Raw genomic sequence first — 19105 nt, forward strand, 5'->3', positions numbered from 1 at the left:
TTCATTCACCCTTCAGCGCGCGCGTGATGGTCGAGATGCGACCGTTCAGGAACGCGAGCGTCGATTGATAGGCGATCGCGTTTTCGGCGAACGCGGTCTGTTCGGTGGTCAGTTCGACGGTGTTGCCGTCCAGCCGCGGCTGGAGCGGCTTGCGATACAAGGTCGCGCCGCGGATCGCGCGATCGGGGGACCCCCCCGGGCCCTCGATCGCCGACATCGCCGCGCGAAAGTCGATGTCCTTCGCCTTGTAACCGGGCGTGGAGGCGTTCGCGATGTTCGACGCGAGCACGCTCAGGCGCTGCGAACGGACGGCCAGCGCCGCGCCGTGCACTCCAAAAAGCGTATCCTGTGGCATCGTCATTCGTCTCCAAGGACTATTCCGGTTCCCGCTCAGCAAATGGCGTGCCAATTGCCCCGATGCCGCCTCGACCGGGCGTTTCGACGGTCCGGCAGCGGTCGGGCGGCAAGATTTTGCCGGGTGCGGCAGCCGATTGCCGGTCGCCGGCCGCGATGCGGCAATGCGCGGGGTTCCCCGGCGGCTTCGGTCGAATTGGCGCGGGACTTGCTGATATGAACGCCATGACTCCACCCGTCGCACCCCTGACCGGCGAAATCGCAGGCCTGGCCCCGGCAATGGCGCCGTTTCTCGATCCGACCGCGCTGGCGATCGTGGTCGGCGGGACGCTCATCGCCCTGCTGCTGCGCGCGCCGCTCGGCGATCTGGTCCGCGCCGTGCGCGCGCTCGGCACGCTCGCCCGCCGGTCGTTCGATGCCGAGGGCTGCCTGACACAGATCGACGCGCTCGCCCGCATTTCCGCGCGCCATGGGATCGTCCCGCTCGACCGGGCGGTGATCGCCGACCCCGATGTCGCCGACGCCATCGCGGCAATCGTCGACGGCATCGCCCCCGACATGCTCGAGCGCCGCCTGGCCGAGCGCATCGCCGCGCGTGACGAACGCCATGCGGCGGCGATCGGCGTTTGGACCGCCGCCGCCGACCTCGCGCCGGCGATGGGCATGGTCGGCACGCTGATCGGCCTGGTGCGGATGTTCAGCGCGATGAGCGATCCGATGGCGATCGGCGGATCGATGGCGATCGCGCTGCTCGCCACGCTCTATGGCGCGATCATCGCCTTTCTCGTCGCCAGCCCGATCGCCGGGCGCCTTCGCGCGCGCGCGCGTGCGGAATCAATTGGCCGAGCCCGGCTGGTGCCGCCGCTGGTCGAACTCGCCGGCCGCGAACAACCGCGCCGCGTCACCATCGCGACCGAGGCGGCATGACCGACGCCTTCGCCCCGACCGAGGCGGCGCGCCCCTTGTGGCTGACCACGCTCGCCGACCTGTCGCTGCTGCTGCTCGGCTTCTTCGTCCTGCTCCAGTCGATGCAGGCGGCGGACCGCGCGCGGCTCGCCGCGGGACTGCGCGCGGGGTTCGGCATCGATACGCCCGCCGCGGCCGCACCGATGACGCCGGCCGGCGCGCCGATGCCGGTCGATTATGCGCGCGTGGGCGGCTTCGCCCCCGCCAGTGCGATCGTACCGGACACCATCGCGACCTATGCGCAATGGGCCGCGACCGTCGGCAGCGACCGGCGACTGACGCTGACCGTCACCGGGTCGGTCGACGGATCGCCCCGCGATGTCGACCCGGCGACCGGCAGCGCCGCGATCCTGGCCGCCGACCGCGCCCGCGCGGTCGCACGCGCGCTCATCCTGTCGGGTCAGGTCGCCCCCGCCCAGCTTCGCGTCGCGATCGCACCGCCGTCCGAGCATGCCCGTGCGGTCCACCTCGCCATCGGCTTCGCGGGCAATCCTGCCCCCGCCGCTTCCACTACCGCCGCCGACCCGGTCGGCCGCGCCCTTCCCTGATGGAGCCCATCATGCCGCTTGCCCCGCTGACCTGGCTGCTGATCGCCGCCGCACCCACCACGCCCGCCTTTCAGGACACCCGCCTGATCGACGCGGCCGTCGTCCAGTTCACCGGCAAGCCGGTGGGCGAGGAAGGCGGCGCGCGCGCGCCGGTCGATGCGCGCCTCAAGCTCGCCGCCTGCCCGATGCCGCAATTCGAGTGGCGCAACGCCGCGCACGATGCGGTGGTCGTCCATTGCATGGCGCCGGCCTGGCGAATCTTCGTGCCGGTGGTGCGCGCCACCCCGGTCGCGCCGCCCCCTGCGGCGGCGGCGACACCCGCGGTCGCCGCGCGGCCGGAGCGTGTCGCGCCGGTCATCAAGCGTGGCGACCCGATCGTCGTCGAGGCGGTCGCGGTCGGCTTTTCGATCACGCGCGAGGGGATCGCGGCGAGCGACGCCGCGCCCGGCGCGCGGCTGCTGGTCAAGGTCGATCCGGCCAAGCCGCCCATCCAGGCGATCGCGATCGAAAGCGGCCGCGCGACATTGCCCGGCTGGGCTCAATAATTTTTTCTAAAGGTTTTCGCCAACCGGTCGTTTGGTCTGAATGTCGGCAGATTCATAAGGACGCAGACATGGTGGACCCAATCGGCTTCAGGCCCATATCGGCGACGGACGCCCGAAATGCGCCCGTTGCACCGGTCACCCCGGTGCAGCCGGTCGAGCCGGTGGCCAAGGCGGATCCGACCGCCGCCGAACTGAACGCCAGCGAGACCGCGCGCGCACTCGCCGCGGCACCGCCGGTGGATGTCGACCGGGTTCATCGCATTCGGTCGGCCGTCCAGGACGGAACCTTCCCCATCCTTCCCGCAACGATCGCCGACCGGCTGATCGCGCTGCGCCTGCAATGGAGTCCCCATGAACAGTCGGCGTGACGCCCTGATCCAAGTGATCGAATGCCTGCACGCCGAAATCGCGGCGCTGAAGGCCAACGATGTCGCCGCACTGGAGCGCGCGACGCAGGCAAAGCTGGTCGCGATCGAGACGGTCGCCGCCAACGACAACATGCCCGCGCAGGACCATGAGCTGCGCCTGCTGGCTGCGGAGGCGAACCGGCTCAACGAAACCGCGCGCATCTACGTCAACCTGATGGCGGCAAATGTCCGCCGCCGCCTGCAAGTTCTTGCCGGCCACGACGGCACGGCATATCGCGCCGCCGGCGCTGTCGCCTTCGGCTGAGCCGCCGCGCGGGCGCGAACACACCGGCTGCGCGCCGGCCTTGCGACATTGGCATGGTCCTTGCTGAGCTGTTCCCGACGGAATAGCCAGAGCAAGGATCGATGAGCGTCACCCCGGTCGGTTCCCCCAACCCCATCCAGAACGCGATCGCCAGCGCCGCCCGGCGCACCGGCGTCGACTTCGCCTATCTGATCGGCCAGGCGCAGGTCGAAAGCGGCATGCGCGCCGACGCGCGCGCCGCCACGTCGAGCGCGACGGGGCTATATCAGTTCATCGATCAGAGCTGGCTGGGCGTGATGAAGCGCCACGGCGGCGAGCATGGCCTGGGCTGGGCGGCGGACAGCATCCGCCAGACGCCGGGCGGACGCTATGTCGTCGACGATCCCGCCACCCGCCGCGCCATTCTCGACCTGCGCAAGAACCCGCAGGTCGCGTCGCTCATGGCGGCGGAGCACGCCGCCGACAACAAGGCCGTGCTCGAAGGCACGCTGGGGCGCGGCGCCAGCGGCACCGACCTCTACATGGCGCATTTCCTGGGTATCGGCGGGGCCAAGTCGTTCCTGTCGGCGATGCAGGACAATCCCGACCGCAGCGCCGCGTCGATGTTCCCGGCGGCTGCGCGCGCCAACCGCAGCATCTTCTTCGAAGGCAATGGCCAGCCGCGTTCGCTGGCCGACATCTATTCGCGCTTCGCCGCCAAGCTGGATCGCGGGGCCGCCGCCGCGGGTGCGACGGGCCTCGCCTCGGGGGGCATCGCGCCGCCGTCGATGCCGCAGCTCGAACCCGGCGTCGAGGTCATCATGGGCAACGCCGCCGCGGGCGGCAGCGAGGATCTCTGGCTCCAGACCACGCTCGCCAACCTGAACGTCGTCGGCGGCCAGCGCGGCACGCCGGTCGCGACCGCGCAGCTCGGCACGCAGCTCGGCCAGCCCGGCTACCGTCCGCTGCCCGAAACCGCGCGGCTCGCCTATATGATGCTCGCGCAGCTGGGCGCGTGACGCGATGATCGCTGCACTCAAGGCGCCCCAGGGGGTTTTTCCGGCATTGCGCAGCACCGCGCTGCCGCTCGCGATCCTGTTGCTCGTCATGCTCATGGTCGTGCCGATCCCGGCCATGCTGCTCGACGCCTTCTTCATCCTGAACATCATGATCAGCCTGGCGGTGTTGATGGTGGCGCTGAATGCGCAGAAGCCGCTCGACTTCTCCGCCTTTCCCACCGTGCTGCTGTTCGCCACGCTGTTCCGCCTGGGCCTCAACGTCGCGTCGACGCGCGTCGTGCTGGTCCACGGCCATGAAGGCGAAGCCGCCGCCGGTCACGTGATCGAGGCGTTCGGTACCTTCCTGATCGGCGGCGACTATGTTGTCGGCCTGTTCGTCTTCGCGATCCTGATCATCATCAACATGATCGTCGTGACCAAGGGCGCGGGCCGCGTGTCCGAAGTGTCGGCGCGCTTCACGCTCGACGCCTTGCCCGGCAAGCAGATGGCGATCGACGCCGACCTCAACGCCGGCCTGATCACGCCCGACGAAGCGCGCCAGCGCCGCTTCGACGTGTCGACCGAAGCCGACTTCTACGGCGCAATGGACGGTTCGTCGAAATTCGTGAAGGGCGACGCGGTCGCCGGCCTGCTCATCCTGGCCATCAACATCGTCGGCGGCCTGATCCTGGGCACGCTCAGCCACGGCCTGAGCGTGGGCGACGCCGCGCAGACCTATATCCTGCTCGCGATCGGCGACGCGCTCGTCGCGCAGATCCCGGCGCTGATGCTGTCGATCGCGGCCGCCGCCATCGTCACCCGCGTCGCGTCCAGCATGGACCTCGCCGGCCAGATCGGCAGCCAGTTCGGCAGCCACAAGACCTGGATCCCCGTCGCCGCGATCCTCGCGCTGCTCGGCATCGTGCCGGGCATGCCCAGCATGATCATCCTGCCGGCGGCGGCCGCCGCGGGTTTCGCGGCATGGCGGATGCGCGAGGCAGCCAAGCGCCCGCCCCCGCCCGCCCCCGCCCCGCCGCCGGCCGACCTGTCGCGTATCGGCTGGGACGAGGTCACCGATCACATGCAGATCATGCTCGACATCGGCTACGGCCTCGTGCCGCTGGTCGACGAGCGCCGCGGCGGGCCGTTGATGAACCGGATCACCGGGGTGCGCCGCCAGCTGTCGAAGGACCTGGGCTTCGTCGTCCCGCAGGTGAAGGTGCGCGACGACATCAACCTCGCGCCCTATACCTATCGCATCCTGGTCAACGGGGTCGCGCTGGGCGAGGACAGCGTTTCGCCCGACGGCATGCTGGCGCTCGATACCGGCCAGGCAGCGGGCAAGCTGAAGGGCAAGCCGGCCAAGGACCCGACGTTCGGCCTCGACGCGGTGTGGATCGCGCCCGGCGATGCCGACGGTGCGACCGGCATGGGCTATCTGGTCGTCGATCCGGGCACCGTGATCGCCACGCACCTCAATCATGTGCTGGTGCAGAGCGCGGCCGACCTGCTCGGCCCCGACGAGGTCCAGTCGCTGCTCGACGGGCTGAAGGAGCGCGCGGCGCAGCTGGTCGCGGCGCTGTCGCCCAACCCGCTGCCGCTGACCACGCTGACCCAGGTGCTGCGCGGCCTGCTGGCGGAGAACATCCCGCTCAAGGAGTTCCGCCTGATCGCCGGCGCGATCGCGGTCGCCGCCCAGCGCACCGCCGATGCCGAGGAGATCATCGAGATGATCCGCCCGCAGCTCGGCCCGCTGATCATCCAGAAGCTGTGCGGCGTGCGCGAGCCGCTGCGCGTGATGACGCTGGAGGGTCAGCTCGAGGCGCTGCTCGGTCAGGCGATGCGCAGCGACACCAGTCGCCGCCACACCGTCGAACCCGACCTGGGCCGGCGCATCATCGACGCGGTGCAGAGCGCCGCCACGCCGCTGATCGCCGAATCGAAACCGTTCGTGCTGGTCGTCCAGCCGTCGATCCGGCTCGCGATCCGCAAGCTCGTCCGCACCGTCCTTCCCGACACGCCGGTGATGAGCTTCTTTGAAGTGCCCGAGGACAAGGCGGTCGAGGTGATCGCGGTGATCGGGGCGCCCGAAATGCTGCCCGCATGAGCGTCCCCTTCACCCCGCCCGACGACGCGCAGCCGCTGACCTATGGTCGCACTGCCCAGGCACGCGACCATCAGGCGCTGATGCGCCGCCACCTGCCGATGGTGCGCCGGATCGCATGGCACGTCCACGGATCGATGAGCACGCTGGTCGAGGTCGAGGACCTGGTCCAGATCGGGCTGGTCGCGCTGGTCGAGGCGCTCGCCGCGTTCGAGGATCGCGGCCAGGTCACCTTTGAACAATATCTCGCCACCCGGCTGCGCGGCGCGATGATCGACGAACTTCGCCGCCAGGCGACGATCACGCGCGGCGCGATGCGGCGCAAGCGCGTCTATCAGGATGCCGTCGCCGCCCTGACCCGCGATCAGGGCCACGCGCCCAGCGATGCGCAGGTCGCCGACAAACTGGGGATCACCGTGGAAAAACTCCGCCAGGACTATGCGACGGCCGAACCGGTCCGCTTCGATTCGATCGACGACGTCTATTCGGACGAGGGGCCGTGGTTCATGTCGGACGCGCCCGACCCGTTCGTGGCGCTGGCCGAAGCGGATCAGCGCGACCTGCTCGTCGCCGCGATCGAGGATCTGCCCGAGCGCGAGGCGCTGGTCATCCAGCTTTATTATGTCGAGGAACTGAACCTCGAGGAGATCGGCCATGTGCTGGGCGTCGGCCAGGCGCGCGTGTGCCAGATCAAGAAGTCCGCGCACGATCGCCTGAAGCGCGCACTCGATCGCCGGCTGGGCTGAGCGCCACACCCGCGTGTCGCGGGGAGGCTCCCCAAAAGCAACAAGGCGTCGCCCTGGCGGAGGCCGGGCCTTTGGCCGAATGGAGCGCTCCTTTCTGCCGGGGGCCCCGGCCTCCGCCGGGGCGACGTCTCGGATTCAACGGCACCGGGTGCTGCACGCCCTGCGCCGGAGCGACGCCTTTGCTGTTGGCGGGCTGGAGCTGATCAGCCGACGAGTGGCTCGCCTCCCTTCGCCGGACAAACAAAAACCCCGGTGGCAAACACCACCGGGGTTCTCGCGTCCCGTTCGGATCGGGAGCCGAACCGCCGCCCTTTCAGGGGGGGTGGCGGCGGCTCGAGCCCGACGTTCCTTAGCGGAGCAGCGTCAGCACGTTCTGCTGGCTCTGGTTCGCCTGGGCGAGCATCGCCGTCGACGCCTGGCTCAGGATCTGGGCCTTGGCGAGCGCGGTCGTTTCCGCGGTATAGTCCGTGTCTTCGATGCGGCTGCGCGCATCCGACAGGTTGGTCGCGTTGTTGGTCAGGTTGTTGACCACCGACTGGAGGCGGCTCTGGCCCGCACCCAGCGTCGCACGGGTCGTGCTGACCGCGGTCAGCGCCGTGTCGACCAGGTCGATCGCCGTGTTGGCGCCAGCCTGGGTCGCAACCGACGAACCGGTCGCGCCGGTGATCGCGGCGTTGAAGCCGGTCGCCGACATGGTCAGCGTGACGTCGTCAGCCGCTTCGGTGCCCGCCTGGACGACGACGGTCGCGCCGTCGGTGGCGAACAGGTTCACGCCGTTGAAAGTCGTGCCGCTGATGATCGCACCGATCTGGGTGCTCAGTTCGGCAGCTTCCGCCTGCAGGTTGGTGCGGTCGCTGTCCTGATAGGTGCCCGAAGCCGACTGAACCGCCAGCTCGCGGATACGCTGCAGCATGTTGGTGACTTCGTTCAGCGCGCCTTCGCCGGTCTGCGCCAGCGAGATGCCGTCATTGGCGTTGCGCACGGCCTGGTTCATGCCGCGGATCTGCGAGGTCATCGACGTGGCGATGGCGAGGCCGGCGGCGTCGTCCTTGGCCGAGTTGATGCGCTTGCCGGTCGACAGACGCTCCATGGCCATCGAGAGGCCCATATTGGCACCACGCGACGCATTCGCAGCGCGCAGGGCCGAGGTGTTGGTTGCGATAACGGTCATTTGTCCGATCTCCTGTGTCCTGGCGTTCCCGCCTTCCCCCCGAAAAGCGGGAGCCGGGCTGCCACAAGGGATAACGACCGGGGCGCAAAGGACTTTAGGGGGACCGGCAAATATTCCGCGACCCCGTTTTCGCGGGGCCCTCACGCGCGCGCGCAAGGGCGCGGGTGTTCCAGCGGTATTTTTCTTCGGACGTTTACCACGTCTTTACCACGGAACCCGCAAAGAACGCTGGAAGAACGGGGGAAGTCCATGCCGACCATCATTGCAAGCGATTCGGTGCTCGATCGGCGCTTCACGCTTGTGTCCAGCCTGCGCACGCAGGGCTTTGAAATCGCGCCGGTCGCCACAGCGCGGCCGGGACCAGGCGACCTGTTCCTGGTCATGGCGGGCGAAACCCCGCCGATCGCCGCGCGGACGCTGATCCTCGACGATGGCCCGGTGCTTGCGATCCCCTTTGCCGACGGCAATCCGGCGCGGCTCAGCTATACCGCCGACGAAGCGACCATCGGTCAGGCCATGGCGATCGCGATGCTGCGCGGCCCGCACGCGCCCGTCGCCGCCGATCCCGAAAGCCTGGCGATGTTCGCGCTCGCCGAACGCGTCGCCGCCGCCGACATCACCGTCCTGATCAACGGCCCGACCGGCACCGGCAAGGAAGTGCTGTCGCGCACGATCCATCTGGGCTCGCCGCGCGCGGAAGGGCCGTTCGTCGCGATCAACTGCGCCGCCCTGCCCGAGACAATGCTCGAAGCGATGCTGTTCGGTCACCAAAAGGGTTCGTTTACCGGCGCGTCATCGGGCGGAGAAGGTTTCTTTCGCGCGGCCAATGGCGGCACGATCCTGCTTGACGAAATCGCGGAAATGCCGCTGTCGCTGCAGGCGAAGCTGCTGCGCGTGCTGCAGGAACGCGAAGTGGTGCCGATCGGCGCGACGGCCGCCGAGCCGGTCGATGTCCGCGTCATCGCCTGCGCCAATCGCGACCTGCAAACCGAAGTCGAGGCCGGCCGCTTCCGCGCCGACCTTTATTACCGGCTGAGCGTCTTCCCGCTCAACACGCTGCCGCTGGTCGATCGCCCCGCCGACATCCTGGCGCTCGCCGCCGCGATGACGGTGCGTCACGCCGGCAACCGCGCGAAGCTGCCTTGGATTTCGGCGGAGGCACAGCAGCTGCTGCTCGCGCACGACTGGCCGGGCAACGCCCGCGAGCTCGAGAATGTCATCCAGCGTGCGTTGCTGCTCGCCGGCGACGCGATCGAGGCGCGCGACATCGTGTTCGACCGCAAGCCGGCGCCCGTCGCGCTGCGCACCGACAACGTCACCCCGCTGCGTCCGCGCACCGCCACCGGCGAGAAGCTGAGCAACATCGTCCAGATGTCCGAGTTTCAGGCAATCCGCGACACGCTGGCCGCGTGCGGCGGCAGCCGGATCGAGACCGCGCGCCGCCTGGGCATTTCGGAGCGCACGCTGCGCTACCGCCTCGCCAAGGCGCGCGAACAGGGCGACCTGATCGACACCTTTCCTCATGAAGAGGTACGTTCGGCATGAGCATCGGCGGTGTCGGCGGTGCGATGAGCATCGACCGGATCATGGCGCTCCGCGCCGAGATCCTGGAACGCAACACGGCGCTTCAACGCGCCAGCAGCGCGCCCGCGCCGACGAACGCGCCGGTCGGCGCGCCGTCTTCGGGCGTCAGCAGCTTCACCGATGCGATGGCGAGCGCGCTCAAGGGCGTCAACGCGGCGCAGGCCCAGGCGGGGGAACTCTCCGCCGCCTATGAACGCGGCGAAACGGTCGACATCGCCAAGGTGATGATGGCCCGCCAGCAGGCGTCGGTCGGGTTCGAAGCCACCCTCCAGGTCCGGAACAAGCTGTTGAGCGCGTACAAGGACATCATGAGCATGCCGGTCTGATCCCATGGAAAACGCACTCGCACCCGCCCTTTCCGCGCCCGCCGCGCTGCCGGTCGCCGAACGCTTCGCCAATCCGCTGAAGCAGCTCAACACGCTGGTCAGCCAGCCTGCGGTCAAGCGCAGCCTGCCCGTCCTGATGGTGCTGGGCCTTGTCGGCGCGGCGGCGCTCGCCTGGATGCTGCTCGCCACCCCGCCGCAGCGCGTGCTGTTCCCCAGCCTGACCGATGCCGACAAGGCCGCGGTCAGCGAGGCGCTGAAATCGGGCGGCATCACGCCCAGCTTTGATCAGGCCGGCTCGCTGACCGTGCCGGAGGATTCCTATCACAAGGCGCGGATGCTGCTCGCCGCGCAGGATCTGCCCAAGGCCGCGCCGGGCGGCTATGCCATTCTCGACCAGCTGCCGATGGGCGTCAGCCGCGCGGTCGAGGGCGAACGGCTGCGCCAGGCGCGCGAGACCGAACTCGCCCGCTCGATCCAGGAAATCGATGCCGTGGTCGAGGCGCGCGTGCACCTCGCCATGCCCGAAAGCTCGGTCTTCATCCGCGACAATGCCGCCCCGTCGGCATCGGTGATCGTGCGCCTCAACCAGGGCCGCACGCTGACCGACGCACAGGTCAAGTCGATCATCAACCTTGTCGCCTCGTCGGTGCCGGGCATGAAGGCCGAAGCGGTGACGATCGTCGACCAGATGGGCGCGCTGCTGAGCCAGCCCGGCTCGGGCGACGGCCCCGGGGCGATGAGCGACAAGCGCATCGATTTCCAGCGCCGCGTCGAGGACAAGTTCCGCGCGCAGCTGACCAAGCTGCTGACCCCGCTCGTCGGCCCCAACAATTTCTCCGCCGAAATCCAGGCCGAAGTCGATCTGGACGAGAATCAGGCGACCAAGGAAGTCTATGACCGCCAGGGCGCGCTGCGCGCCGAACAGGGCAACTGGACGACCCCAGACGGGACCGTGGTGCCGGAGGGGATTCCCGGCGCGCTGTCCAATTCGGCGCCGGCGCCGAGCACGCTCGACCGTCCGAACCAGCCTCCCGCCGCCGGCCAGCCGGCCCCCGGCCAGCCGCCCGTCGACCCGGCGGTCGCCGCCGCGGCCAACGGCACCGCGGGCCAGGTGGGCGCGGCTCCGGCCAATCCCGCGGTCAAGGCGAGCGAGAGCTATGCCCGCAGCTATGACCTGGGCAAGGAAGTCTCGGTCACCCGCACGGCGCCCGGCCAGATCAAGCGGCTTTCGGTGGCGGTGCTGCTGCGCGAGCCCGATGGCGGCAAACCGCGCAGCCCGGCCGAAATCCAGCAGATCACCCAGCTCGTCCGCGCCGCGGTCGGTTTCGACCCGACCCGCAACGACCAGGTCACCGTCATCAGCCGCAAGTTTTCGGCCGAGGTGACCGATCCGGTCGAGGCGGCATGGTATGAAGCACCGTGGGTGCCGATGGCGGCGCGCAATGCGACCGCGCTGATCATCGCCCTGCTCGTCCTGTTCATGGGCGTCCGGCCGCTGGTCCGCTCGATGACGCGCGGCAAGAAGGATGCCGCCGCCGCGGCCCAGGCCGGCGATGGCGGACCGACCGATCGGCCCGCGCTGGCGATGACCGGCGACGATGCGTCGGGCACCGGCGCACAGCCCGAACGCCAGGGCCCGCCGCCGATCAGCATCGAGATGCTCGACAATGCGCGCAGCTATGATGAGCGCGTCGGGCTGGTCCGCGGCTTTACCCGGGACAATCCCGCGCGCGCGGCACTGGCCGTACGCGACATGATCAAGGCGGAGTAGAGGGCATGATTGCGCCCGCGCGTATCTATAGCGGCGTCGAACGCGCCGCGGTGCTGATGATGCTGGTCGGCGAGGAGGAAGCCGCCGCCATCCTGCAGAAGCTGGAGCCCGACGAGGTCCGCCAGCTCGGCAAGGCGATGTTCGCCGTTGCCGACGTGTCGGAGGAGGAAGTGGTCGGCGTGCTCGACGATTTCGTCGAAAAGGCGCGCGAACGCACCGATGTCGGCTTCGACCCCCGCCCCAAGATCGAGACGATGATGACCCGCGCGCTGGGCCAGGAAAAGGCCGAAAGCGTGCTGTCGCGGATCATGCCGCCGTCGGCGCAATGCGCGATCGAGCTGCTCGACTGGCTCGACCCGGCCGAGATCGCCGGGCTGATCGAGGAAGAGCATCCCCAGATCGCGGCGGTACTGATCGCCAATCTCGACCCCGCTGTCGGTGCGCAGGTGCTGGAAACGCTGCCCGAAGCGGTGCAGCCCCAGATCCTGCATCGCATCGCGCGACTGGGGCCGATCACGCCCGAAGCGATCGAGACGCTGAAGGGCGTGCTGTCGCGCGCGTCGGGCCGGGCACAGAGCCCCGCCGGCCTGCAGCTGGGCGGCACCCGCGACGCCGCCAAGATCCTGTCGAGCGCGCGCAAGACCACCGAAGTCCGCGTCATGCCCAAGCTGGCCAAGATCGACCGCGAAGTCGCCCGCCAGATCGAGGAAGCGATGTTCGTGTTCGACAACCTGCTCGAACTCGACGACCGCAACCTGGGCACGCTGATCCGCAATGTCGAGGCGAGCCTGCTCGTCCCCGCGCTCAAGGGCGTCGACGAAAATGTCCGCGCACGCTTCCTGGGCTGCATGTCGTCGCGCGCGGCCGACGGCATCCGCGACGAGCTGGAGGAACGCGGGCCGATGCGCCTGTCCGAAGTGCTCGACGCGCAGAAGGCGATCATCGCGATCGCGCGCGCGCTGGCCAAGGACGGGGTCATCATGATGGGCGGCGGGGAGGACGACTATGTCTGATTTCGCCCCCGGCTTCGCCAGCCGCCATGCCAGCGTGTCGCCCGAAATCCTCAGCGCCGCCTTTGCGCCGCCGCCCGGCTTCATGCCGGGCGAGATCAAGCCGCGCGACGCCGCGCCGCGCACCGCGGCACCGCGCCACTTCACGCCCGAAACACCGGGTCCGCGCCATTTCAGCCCCGCCGACCGCGATCGCAATCCGACCGAGGGGTGGGATCCGTTCGACACGATGGCGGACGTGCACGCCGACGCACCGCCCGCGGCCTTTGTCGATCCCATCGCCCAGGCGCGCGCGTCGGGCTTTGCCGACGGCATGGCGGCGGCGATGGCGGATGCGGCGGCCGCGCGCGCACGCGACGAGCAGCTGCTCCGCGGCCTTGCCGATGCGCTGCGCATGAGCGGCCATATCGATCGCAATGCCCTGGCCGAGCGGCTGCGCCATACCGTGCTGACACTGGTCGCGCGCCTCGTCGGCGAAACCGGGATTTCCGCCGAACTGCTGCAACAGCGCATCGCGTCGGCGGTCGAGCTGATTGCGGAAGGAACCGAGCGCGCCAGCGTCCGGCTGCACCCGTCCGACATCGCGCTGGTCCGCGATGCGCTGCCGCCGGGACTGTCCGCAGTCGCCGACGCCGCGATCGGCCGGGGGGCGTTCGTCATCGAATCGCCCGCGACGGTGGTCGAGGACGGGCCCACGCTGTGGCTCGAGCAATTGACCGAGGCGCTGGATCGCGCCGCGTTGCCCGGATGCTGAACCGCTTCGCCGAAGACTATCTGGAAACGCTGGCGCAGGGCGACTTTGCGCCGCGCCCGCGCGCGTCGGGCCGTCTTGCATCCTATGACGGGTTGCTGATGGAGGCGGTCGGCCTGTCGCTGCCGGTCGGCACCGTCTGCCGGATCGGTGCCGATCGCGCCCATCAGGTCGAGGCGGAGGTCATCGGTTTTCGCGGCGGCCATACGCTGCTGATGAATCTGGGGGGCCCCGCTCCGCTGCTGCCCAACGCGCCCGTCCGCGCGATCGGCGCACCGGGTGAAGCCGAAGTCGGCGATGCGCTGCTCGGCCGGGTGGTCGACGGCGCGGGCAAGCCGATCGACGGCTTGGGCCCGATTCGCGGCGCCCGGCGATGGCCGCTCGCCGGCAAGCTGCAGGGTCCGCTCGACCGCGGCCGCGTGCGCCAGCCGATGGATGTCGGGGTGCGCGCGATCAACGGGCTGCTCACCATCGGCCAGGGCCAGCGCGTCGGCATCATGGCGGGCTCGGGCGTCGGCAAGTCGGTGCTGCTCGGCATGATCGTGCGCGCAGCACAGGCGGATGTCGTCGTCGTCGGCCTGATCGGCGAGCGCAGCCGCGAAGTCGCCGACTTCCTGGAAACCAAGGTTTCGGGCGAGGCGCGGGCGCGATCGGTCGTGGTCGCCGTGCCCGCCAATCATTCGCCGGTGCTGCGCATCCGCGGCGCGCTGCGCGCCACCGCCATCGCCGAGGCGTTTCGCGATCAGGGCAAGAACGTCCTGCTGATCATGGACAGCCTGACCCGCGTCGCGCATGCCGGGCGCGAGATCGGGCTGGCGTTGGGCGAACCGGCATCGGCGCGCGGCTATCCGCCGTCGGCGATCGCGATGCTCCCCGGGCTGATCGAACGCGCGGGCACCTGCGTCACCTCGGGCGGGTCGATCACCGCCATCTACACCGTGCTGGCCGACGGCGACGACGGCAACGACCCCGTGGTCGATTCGGCGCGGTCGATCCTCGACGGGCATATCGTGCTCAGCCGCCAGCTCGCCGAACGCGGCGTCTACCCCGCCATCGACCTCGGCCCGTCGGTCAGCCGCGTGATGACCGACATCGTCGGGCGCGAGCATGTCCAGGCTGCGCGCGTGCTGCGCCGCCACCTGGCGACCTATGAGGAAAATCGCGATCTGGTGCTGATGGGTGCCTATCGTGCCGGCACCGATCCGACGATCGACACCGCGATCGCTTATCAGCCCGCGGTGCTCGACTATATCCGCCAGGATGCCGACGCGGTGGTGCCGCTAGATCAGGCGGTCGCCGAACTGATCGGCGTGTTCGGCGATGGCTGAACGCCACGCGCGCAAGCTCCAGCGGCTGCTGCACGTCCGCACGCTTCAGCTCGGTCTGGTCCGCGCGGACGAAGGGCGCGCGGCGGAACGCGTCGCGCAGGAATCGATGCTGCGCCAGCGCATTGCCGGGCTCGCCGCCGATGTCGCCCCCACCGTCGCCCCCGCGCCTGCCCCGGCGATCGGGCTGCAGGCCGCGGCGACGTTGCGCGCGCGGCTGCACGTCGCGCATGAAGCCGCCGACCATCGCCTGGCGGGGGCGGAGCACGCGCTCCAGTTGGCCCGTTCGGCGACGCTTGAGGCCAAGCGCGACCAGAGCGCGATCGAAAAGCTGATCGAACAGGCACGTATCGCGGAGGGGATCCGCGAACGTCGCGCGCTCGAAAAATTGCCGGCCACGCCCCGGATGAAAACGGCACGGTAATTGCTGTCCGGTACAAGGACTCGTCACGAGCCTGCACAAGGACCGCCCATGATCGACCCATTGACGATCACGCTGCCACCCACCGGTGCCGCAAATCCTGCGCGGCCACCGGCGATCGGCGGCGATTCGTCCGATCGTTTCGTCGATGCGCTGGCGCTGCTCGCGCAGCCGCCCGCCGACGCCGCGGCCGCGGCGACCCGGCAAGAAAGTGCCGCCCCCGGCAATGATTTGCCGGCCGACGACCTGGCCGACGACATGCTCGACACGATGCTGGCGGACCTGCTCCAGCTGGACGCGCCGCCGCCACTGGCTGCACCGGTGCCGTTGCCGGTCATGGCGACACCCGTCATCACGCCGGCCCCGACTGCCCAGACGATCGCGCCCGCGGTGTCCGCCCCGGTCGCGCGGCTGACGACGACGGCATTGACGCCGCTGTCCCCCGCCACGCCCGCGCTGCCAGAGGCCGGCGCATCGAGCGTCTTGGCCTTACCCGACAGCGCCGCACCCTCCCTCCCCCTGCCGAGCCAGCTCGACACGCCGGGATCAGCGGACGAAGCCGCCGCGCCGTCGCTGCCGGCCGCCGCACCGGCCGCACCCGCCGACGCACGCCCGGCCGCCGGACGAACTGACCCGGCCCCTACCGCCAGCCCGGCGATCGCGGGAGCATCCCTGCCCGCTGCACCCGCCACGCCGCATGAAAGTGCGGTGCCCGAAACCGCGGCGATCAACGCCCCTGCACCCGCGCCTGCACCGGCCGTGTCGCGCACCGGCCCCGCCGCCATCGTGCCGCCGGCCGAAACCGCCGACGCGGTCGTGGTCCAGACATCACTGACCGCCGCTGCCCGCACCGATCGGGCCGCCGCGACGCCAATTTCGGCGGTCGAAGCGCCGGTAGACACGCGCGACCGGCCAGTGTCGCGCACGCAGGCGACACGCGCCATCCCCGACGCCGAACCGGCTTCGACTGGTCCCGCCGCGCGCATATTCGCCCGCCAGCTCGCCCAGCCCGGCGCGGCCGTGGCCGGGCCCGCCCCTGCCGACGACGCGCTCGCCGCCCCGGTCGCCGAGATCGCGGACATCGGCGAAACCGGCATGGCCGGCGACGTCATGGTCGAGAGCCCACCCGCAATCACCCCCGCCGCCCGCCCCGCCGTGACGCCGCCGACCGGCGCTCTGCCGCCGATCGACACCGGCCGCGCGGAATGGATGGAGGGGATGATCGACCGGATCGAGACGCTGCGCGACGAACCCGGTTCGCGGACGCTGCGTATCCGGCTGAGCCCCGACGCGCTCGGCGATGTCGAGCTTGTCTTTGACGAAGGCGCGGGCCGCGATGTCGGCGTGCGCATCCATGCCGAAAATCCCGCGGCGCGCGCGCTGCTGGCCGACGCCGCACCCCGCCTGGCCGAAATGGCCGAAGCGCGCGGCATCCGCCTGGCCCAGCAGGACGGCGGCGCGCCGAGCGGCGGGGGCAATGCCGGCAATGGTGCTGGCCATGCCCAGTCCGGGCTCGCGCATTCCGGCGCCGGATCGAACCCGGGACAGCAGGATGCCGGCCAGGGCCGACGTCCCGCCCCGGCCACACCCCAGGACGCACGCCGCGATCCGCAGGCCGCGCATGCGACCGCTGACGACGAACGAATCGCCTGAATTGAAAGGATCCTCCGATGAGCGACGCCAAAACCGATACCGAAAAGCCCAAGAAGAAGGGCGGAATGAAAAAGCTGCTGCTGATCGCCGGTGGCGCGATCCTGCTGACCGGCGGCGGCGCTGCGGCCGGCATGTTCCTGAGCGGGTCGCTGATGGGCGGCGGCGGCGCGGCCGAACATGCCGAGGCCGAAACCCCGAAGCTCGTCCCCAAGTCGGAGGAGAAGCGCGCGTCGCTGAGCGGTGACAAGGGTGGCGAAGGCGGCGGCGACCATGGCGGCGGCGGCGAGGAATCGGGCGGTTCCGAGCACAAGGGCAAGCCGACGCCGGAGGGCGAAGGCGGCGACCGCTATGCGTCTAACTATTATGCGATGGACAAGGAGTTCACCGCCAATCTGCGCGAGAGCGTTCATTTCGTTCAGGTCGGGATCGCGATCTCGACCCCCTATGACGATCGCGTCCTCGAAAACCTGAAGACGCACGAGATCGCGGTTCGATCGCAGGTGCTGATGACGCTGGGCGAAACCGACGAGGAACAGGTGTTCACGCTGGCGGGCAAGCAGGTCCTGCAGCGCCGCCTCGCCAAGGCGATCAACGACGTGCTCGAAGAAAAAGAAGGCTTTGGCGGCGTTAGTAACGTCTACTTTACCAATTTTGTTGTTCAGTGACCGTGCATGGTTAACGGCACGTCATCTTTGGGCAGCGAGGGGCGCGAGCGCGATCGGCCGCGGGCGGAGCATGCGCTCGCGCTCGCGGCCAACAACCTCAATCCGTTCGGCGACCTCCACACCCTCCAGCACCTGTCGGCGCGTCTGGCGCGGCTGCTGCGCGGGGTGTTCGAGCCGATGATGCGCCGCGCCATCCGCGCCTGGGCCGAACCGCTGACCGTCGAGCGGTTCAGCAACTATGTCGCCGAACGCAAGCCAGGTCTGACCGCCTGGGTGCCGCTGACGCTGCGTCCCGGCGGCGGCCAGGCGTTTCTGGTGCTCGACGGTCGCTTCACGCTCGAGATGCTCGACCTGTTCTTTGGCGGGCTGGGCGATACGCCGGATACCCTGCCCAACGAATTTTCGCCTGCCGCCGAGGCGCTGGTGCGCCGGATCGCGGCCGCGCTGGTCCCGGTGCTGCAGACCGCGTGGGAGCCGGTGACGCGAATCGGCTTCGAACCCGGCAATGTCGAAATGAACCCGTCGCTGCTCGCCTCGCTCGACAGCGAGGATCCGGTGATCGTCACCCGTTTCGGGATCGCGGCTGCCGATGGCGAGCCGACGATGGTCGACCTCCTTTATCCCGTCGCCGCGCTCAAGCCGCACGCGGTGTCGCTCAACACGCGCGTGCACGGGCCGTCGGCCGAACCCGATCCGCGCTGGCGCAACAACCTGACCCGCGTCGCGATGGGCGTGCGCTTTCCGGTGCGCTCGGTGCTGGCCGAACCGACCATTTCGCTCGGCCGCCTGCTCGAACTCAAGGAAGGCGACGTCATCCCGGTCAGCTTCGGCCCCGAAGTGCCCGTGATGGTCAACAACCACCGCCTGGGCACCGGCACCATCGGCACTGCCAATGGCAAGGCCGCCATCCGCCTCGCTTCCATCGTCCCGCTGCTCGAAGAGGATCTGACATGAACGACATGACCGGCGGTTTCCCCGCCGACGGCGCGGTCGCCGCGAATTTCCGGCTGCTGCAGGACGTCGACGTCCGCCTGACCGTCGAGATCGGATCGACCCAGCTGACGCTGCGCGAGCTGCTCGCGCTGGGCGAGGCGAGCGTCATCGAACTCGACCGCCACGCCAACGAGCTGCTCGACGTGTTCGTCAACGGCACGCTGATCGGGCGCGGCGAAGTGGTGACGGTGGGCGATCGCTTCGGCGTGCGGATGACCGAACTGGTCAGCCCCGAAAAGCGGCTGTCGCGCTGATGTGGGAATATATCCTCAAGCTGGTCGTGCTGCTGCCGCTCGTTTGCGGCCTGCTCGTCGGCTGCCTCTATCTGTGGCGCAAGCTGGAGGCGCGGATGCCCGGCCAGCAGGGCGAGCGGATGTTGAAGGTCAAGGAAACGATGATGATCTCGCCCGGCCTGCGCCTGGCCGTGCTGGAGTTTGAAGGCCGCAAGCTGCTCGTCTCGGTGGGCCGCGGCGGCGTCAACCTGATCGACCGGGGCCAGGGATGATCCGCCTTGCCGACCTGT

Annotated in this window: 22 protein-coding genes; 20 read left to right on the forward strand and 2 right to left on the reverse strand. The window is 69.6% G+C overall.

The window, feature by feature from the left end; all coding sequences use genetic code 11:
• Window position 1: 1 nt before the first annotated feature.
• Window positions 2-361 carry a flagellar basal body protein gene (locus tag GO308_RS13720; RefSeq protein ID WP_066476723.1) on the reverse strand — a complete coding sequence of 120 codons (360 nt, stop codon included), beginning with the start codon at window positions 359-361 and terminating at the stop codon, window positions 2-4.
• 218 nt (window positions 362-579) lie between these two features.
• Here GO308_RS13720 and GO308_RS13725 point away from each other — a divergent pair, with 218 nt between their 5' ends.
• From GO308_RS13725 to fliA, 8 genes are all read left to right on the forward strand, one after another.
• A complete protein-coding gene (locus GO308_RS13725; protein ID WP_231726106.1) occupies window positions 580-1281 on the forward strand; it encodes a MotA/TolQ/ExbB proton channel family protein in 702 nt (233 codons plus the stop codon).
• Window positions 1278-1868, forward strand: a complete 591-nt coding sequence (locus tag GO308_RS13730; RefSeq protein WP_066476720.1) for a flagellar motor protein MotB — start codon at window positions 1278-1280, stop codon at window positions 1866-1868. The genes GO308_RS13725 and GO308_RS13730 overlap by 4 nt, the downstream gene beginning before the upstream one ends.
• Before the next feature lie 11 nt (window positions 1869-1879).
• Window positions 1880-2413: a flagella basal body P-ring formation protein FlgA gene (locus tag GO308_RS13735; RefSeq protein WP_240885861.1), complete on the forward strand. Its 534-nt coding sequence runs from the start codon at window positions 1880-1882 to the stop codon at window positions 2411-2413.
• Between the two features lie 68 nt (window positions 2414-2481).
• On the forward strand, window positions 2482-2781 hold the full coding sequence (locus GO308_RS13740; RefSeq protein WP_066674271.1) for a flagellar biosynthesis anti-sigma factor FlgM: 300 nt from the start codon (window positions 2482-2484) through the stop codon (window positions 2779-2781).
• Window positions 2765-3085 carry a hypothetical protein gene (locus GO308_RS13745; protein ID WP_066674273.1) on the forward strand — a complete coding sequence of 107 codons (321 nt, stop codon included), beginning with the start codon at window positions 2765-2767 and terminating at the stop codon, window positions 3083-3085. The genes GO308_RS13740 and GO308_RS13745 overlap by 17 nt, the downstream gene beginning before the upstream one ends.
• 101 nt (window positions 3086-3186) lie before the next feature.
• Window positions 3187-4083: a lytic transglycosylase domain-containing protein gene (locus GO308_RS13750; RefSeq protein WP_240885862.1), complete on the forward strand. Its 897-nt coding sequence runs from the start codon at window positions 3187-3189 to the stop codon at window positions 4081-4083.
• Between the two features lie 4 nt (window positions 4084-4087).
• On the forward strand, window positions 4088-6169 hold the full coding sequence (flhA, locus tag GO308_RS13755; RefSeq protein ID WP_240885863.1) for a flagellar biosynthesis protein FlhA: 2082 nt from the start codon (window positions 4088-4090) through the stop codon (window positions 6167-6169).
• The gene (gene fliA / locus GO308_RS13760) at window positions 6166-6912 is read left to right on the forward strand and encodes a FliA/WhiG family RNA polymerase sigma factor (protein WP_066479091.1); all 747 of its coding nucleotides are present in this window, start codon (window positions 6166-6168) and stop codon (window positions 6910-6912) included. Before flhA ends, fliA begins: the two co-directional genes overlap by 4 nt.
• A gap of 349 nt (window positions 6913-7261) precedes the next feature.
• Here fliA and GO308_RS13765 read toward each other — a convergent pair whose 3' ends face one another.
• Complete coding sequence (locus GO308_RS13765; protein ID WP_240885864.1) at window positions 7262-8083, reverse strand: flagellin; 822 nt, start codon at window positions 8081-8083, stop codon at window positions 7262-7264.
• 249 nt (window positions 8084-8332) lie between these two features.
• Between GO308_RS13765 and GO308_RS13770 the strand changes: the two genes are divergently transcribed.
• The 12 genes from GO308_RS13770 to GO308_RS13825 are packed head-to-tail and all read left to right on the forward strand — an operon-like array spanning window position 8333 to window position 19087.
• A complete protein-coding gene (locus GO308_RS13770) occupies window positions 8333-9628 on the forward strand; it encodes a sigma 54-interacting transcriptional regulator (RefSeq protein ID WP_240885865.1) in 1296 nt (431 codons plus the stop codon).
• Window positions 9625-9993 carry a flagellar hook-basal body complex protein FliE gene (fliE, locus tag GO308_RS13775; RefSeq protein ID WP_240885866.1) on the forward strand — a complete coding sequence of 123 codons (369 nt, stop codon included), beginning with the start codon at window positions 9625-9627 and terminating at the stop codon, window positions 9991-9993. Before GO308_RS13770 ends, fliE begins: the two co-directional genes overlap by 4 nt.
• Window positions 9994-9997: 4 nt before the next feature.
• Window positions 9998-11764 carry a flagellar basal-body MS-ring/collar protein FliF gene (fliF, locus tag GO308_RS13780; RefSeq protein WP_240885867.1) on the forward strand — a complete coding sequence of 589 codons (1767 nt, stop codon included), beginning with the start codon at window positions 9998-10000 and terminating at the stop codon, window positions 11762-11764.
• 5 nt (window positions 11765-11769) lie between these two features.
• Window positions 11770-12777 carry a flagellar motor switch protein FliG gene (gene fliG / locus GO308_RS13785; protein WP_066549305.1) on the forward strand — a complete coding sequence of 336 codons (1008 nt, stop codon included), beginning with the start codon at window positions 11770-11772 and terminating at the stop codon, window positions 12775-12777.
• A complete protein-coding gene (locus GO308_RS13790) occupies window positions 12770-13528 on the forward strand; it encodes a FliH/SctL family protein (protein WP_240885868.1) in 759 nt (252 codons plus the stop codon). Before fliG ends, GO308_RS13790 begins: the two co-directional genes overlap by 8 nt.
• Entirely contained in the window at window positions 13522-14853 is a 1332-nt protein-coding gene (locus tag GO308_RS13795) for a FliI/YscN family ATPase (RefSeq protein ID WP_240885869.1), read from the forward strand. The genes GO308_RS13790 and GO308_RS13795 overlap by 7 nt, the downstream gene beginning before the upstream one ends.
• Window positions 14846-15274 (forward strand): hypothetical protein, encoded by a 429-nt coding sequence (locus GO308_RS13800; protein WP_066479116.1) that lies wholly within the window; start codon window positions 14846-14848, stop codon window positions 15272-15274. Before GO308_RS13795 ends, GO308_RS13800 begins: the two co-directional genes overlap by 8 nt.
• Before the next feature lie 48 nt (window positions 15275-15322).
• Window positions 15323-16924 (forward strand): flagellar hook-length control protein FliK, encoded by a 1602-nt coding sequence (locus tag GO308_RS13805; RefSeq protein WP_240885870.1) that lies wholly within the window; start codon window positions 15323-15325, stop codon window positions 16922-16924.
• Between the two features lie 17 nt (window positions 16925-16941).
• The gene (locus tag GO308_RS13810) at window positions 16942-17589 is read left to right on the forward strand and encodes a flagellar basal body-associated FliL family protein (RefSeq protein WP_066548270.1); all 648 of its coding nucleotides are present in this window, start codon (window positions 16942-16944) and stop codon (window positions 17587-17589) included.
• A gap of 6 nt (window positions 17590-17595) precedes the next feature.
• Complete coding sequence (locus tag GO308_RS13815) at window positions 17596-18543, forward strand: FliM/FliN family flagellar motor switch protein (RefSeq protein ID WP_066477635.1); 948 nt, start codon at window positions 17596-17598, stop codon at window positions 18541-18543.
• Entirely contained in the window at window positions 18540-18836 is a 297-nt protein-coding gene (gene fliN / locus GO308_RS13820) for a flagellar motor switch protein FliN (RefSeq protein WP_066477637.1), read from the forward strand. The genes GO308_RS13815 and fliN overlap by 4 nt, the downstream gene beginning before the upstream one ends.
• A complete protein-coding gene (locus GO308_RS13825; protein ID WP_066548272.1) occupies window positions 18833-19087 on the forward strand; it encodes a flagellar biosynthetic protein FliO in 255 nt (84 codons plus the stop codon). The genes fliN and GO308_RS13825 overlap by 4 nt, the downstream gene beginning before the upstream one ends.
• The last annotated feature ends 18 nt before the right edge of the window (window positions 19088-19105 follow it).

Source organism: Sphingomonas sp. SFZ2018-12, assembly GCF_022496715.1.
GTDB lineage: Bacteria > Pseudomonadota > Alphaproteobacteria > Sphingomonadales > Sphingomonadaceae > Sphingomonas.

What these genes read in the sequence shown, in the direction of transcription:
- fliG (WP_066549305.1), top strand. Translation starts at nt 11,770, where the DNA reads ATGATTGCGCCCGCGCGTATCTATAGCGGCGTCGAACGCGCCGCGGTG.
- fliE (WP_240885866.1), top strand. Translation starts at nt 9,625, where the DNA reads ATGAGCATCGGCGGTGTCGGCGGTGCGATGAGCATCGACCGGATCATG.
- GO308_RS13735 (WP_240885861.1), top strand. Translation starts at nt 1,880, where the DNA reads ATGCCGCTTGCCCCGCTGACCTGGCTGCTGATCGCCGCCGCACCCACC.
- GO308_RS13725 (WP_231726106.1), top strand. Translation starts at nt 580, where the DNA reads ATGACTCCACCCGTCGCACCCCTGACCGGCGAAATCGCAGGCCTGGCC.
- GO308_RS13740 (WP_066674271.1), top strand. Translation starts at nt 2,482, where the DNA reads ATGGTGGACCCAATCGGCTTCAGGCCCATATCGGCGACGGACGCCCGA.
- GO308_RS13815 (WP_066477635.1), top strand. Translation starts at nt 17,596, where the DNA reads ATGGTTAACGGCACGTCATCTTTGGGCAGCGAGGGGCGCGAGCGCGAT.
- GO308_RS13720 (WP_066476723.1), bottom strand. Translation starts at nt 361, where the DNA reads ATGACGATGCCACAGGATACGCTTTTTGGAGTGCACGGCGCGGCGCTG.
- GO308_RS13795 (WP_240885869.1), top strand. Translation starts at nt 13,522, where the DNA reads ATGCTGAACCGCTTCGCCGAAGACTATCTGGAAACGCTGGCGCAGGGC.
- GO308_RS13805 (WP_240885870.1), top strand. Translation starts at nt 15,323, where the DNA reads ATGATCGACCCATTGACGATCACGCTGCCACCCACCGGTGCCGCAAAT.
- GO308_RS13730 (WP_066476720.1), top strand. Translation starts at nt 1,278, where the DNA reads ATGACCGACGCCTTCGCCCCGACCGAGGCGGCGCGCCCCTTGTGGCTG.
- GO308_RS13790 (WP_240885868.1), top strand. Translation starts at nt 12,770, where the DNA reads ATGTCTGATTTCGCCCCCGGCTTCGCCAGCCGCCATGCCAGCGTGTCG.
- fliF (WP_240885867.1), top strand. Translation starts at nt 9,998, where the DNA reads ATGGAAAACGCACTCGCACCCGCCCTTTCCGCGCCCGCCGCGCTGCCG.
- GO308_RS13765 (WP_240885864.1), bottom strand. Translation starts at nt 8,083, where the DNA reads ATGACCGTTATCGCAACCAACACCTCGGCCCTGCGCGCTGCGAATGCG.
- GO308_RS13770 (WP_240885865.1), top strand. Translation starts at nt 8,333, where the DNA reads ATGCCGACCATCATTGCAAGCGATTCGGTGCTCGATCGGCGCTTCACG.
- GO308_RS13800 (WP_066479116.1), top strand. Translation starts at nt 14,846, where the DNA reads ATGGCTGAACGCCACGCGCGCAAGCTCCAGCGGCTGCTGCACGTCCGC.
- GO308_RS13810 (WP_066548270.1), top strand. Translation starts at nt 16,942, where the DNA reads ATGAGCGACGCCAAAACCGATACCGAAAAGCCCAAGAAGAAGGGCGGA.
- flhA (WP_240885863.1), top strand. Translation starts at nt 4,088, where the DNA reads ATGATCGCTGCACTCAAGGCGCCCCAGGGGGTTTTTCCGGCATTGCGC.
- fliA (WP_066479091.1), top strand. Translation starts at nt 6,166, where the DNA reads ATGAGCGTCCCCTTCACCCCGCCCGACGACGCGCAGCCGCTGACCTAT.
- GO308_RS13750 (WP_240885862.1), top strand. Translation starts at nt 3,187, where the DNA reads ATGAGCGTCACCCCGGTCGGTTCCCCCAACCCCATCCAGAACGCGATC.
- GO308_RS13745 (WP_066674273.1), top strand. Translation starts at nt 2,765, where the DNA reads ATGAACAGTCGGCGTGACGCCCTGATCCAAGTGATCGAATGCCTGCAC.
- fliN (WP_066477637.1), top strand. Translation starts at nt 18,540, where the DNA reads ATGAACGACATGACCGGCGGTTTCCCCGCCGACGGCGCGGTCGCCGCG.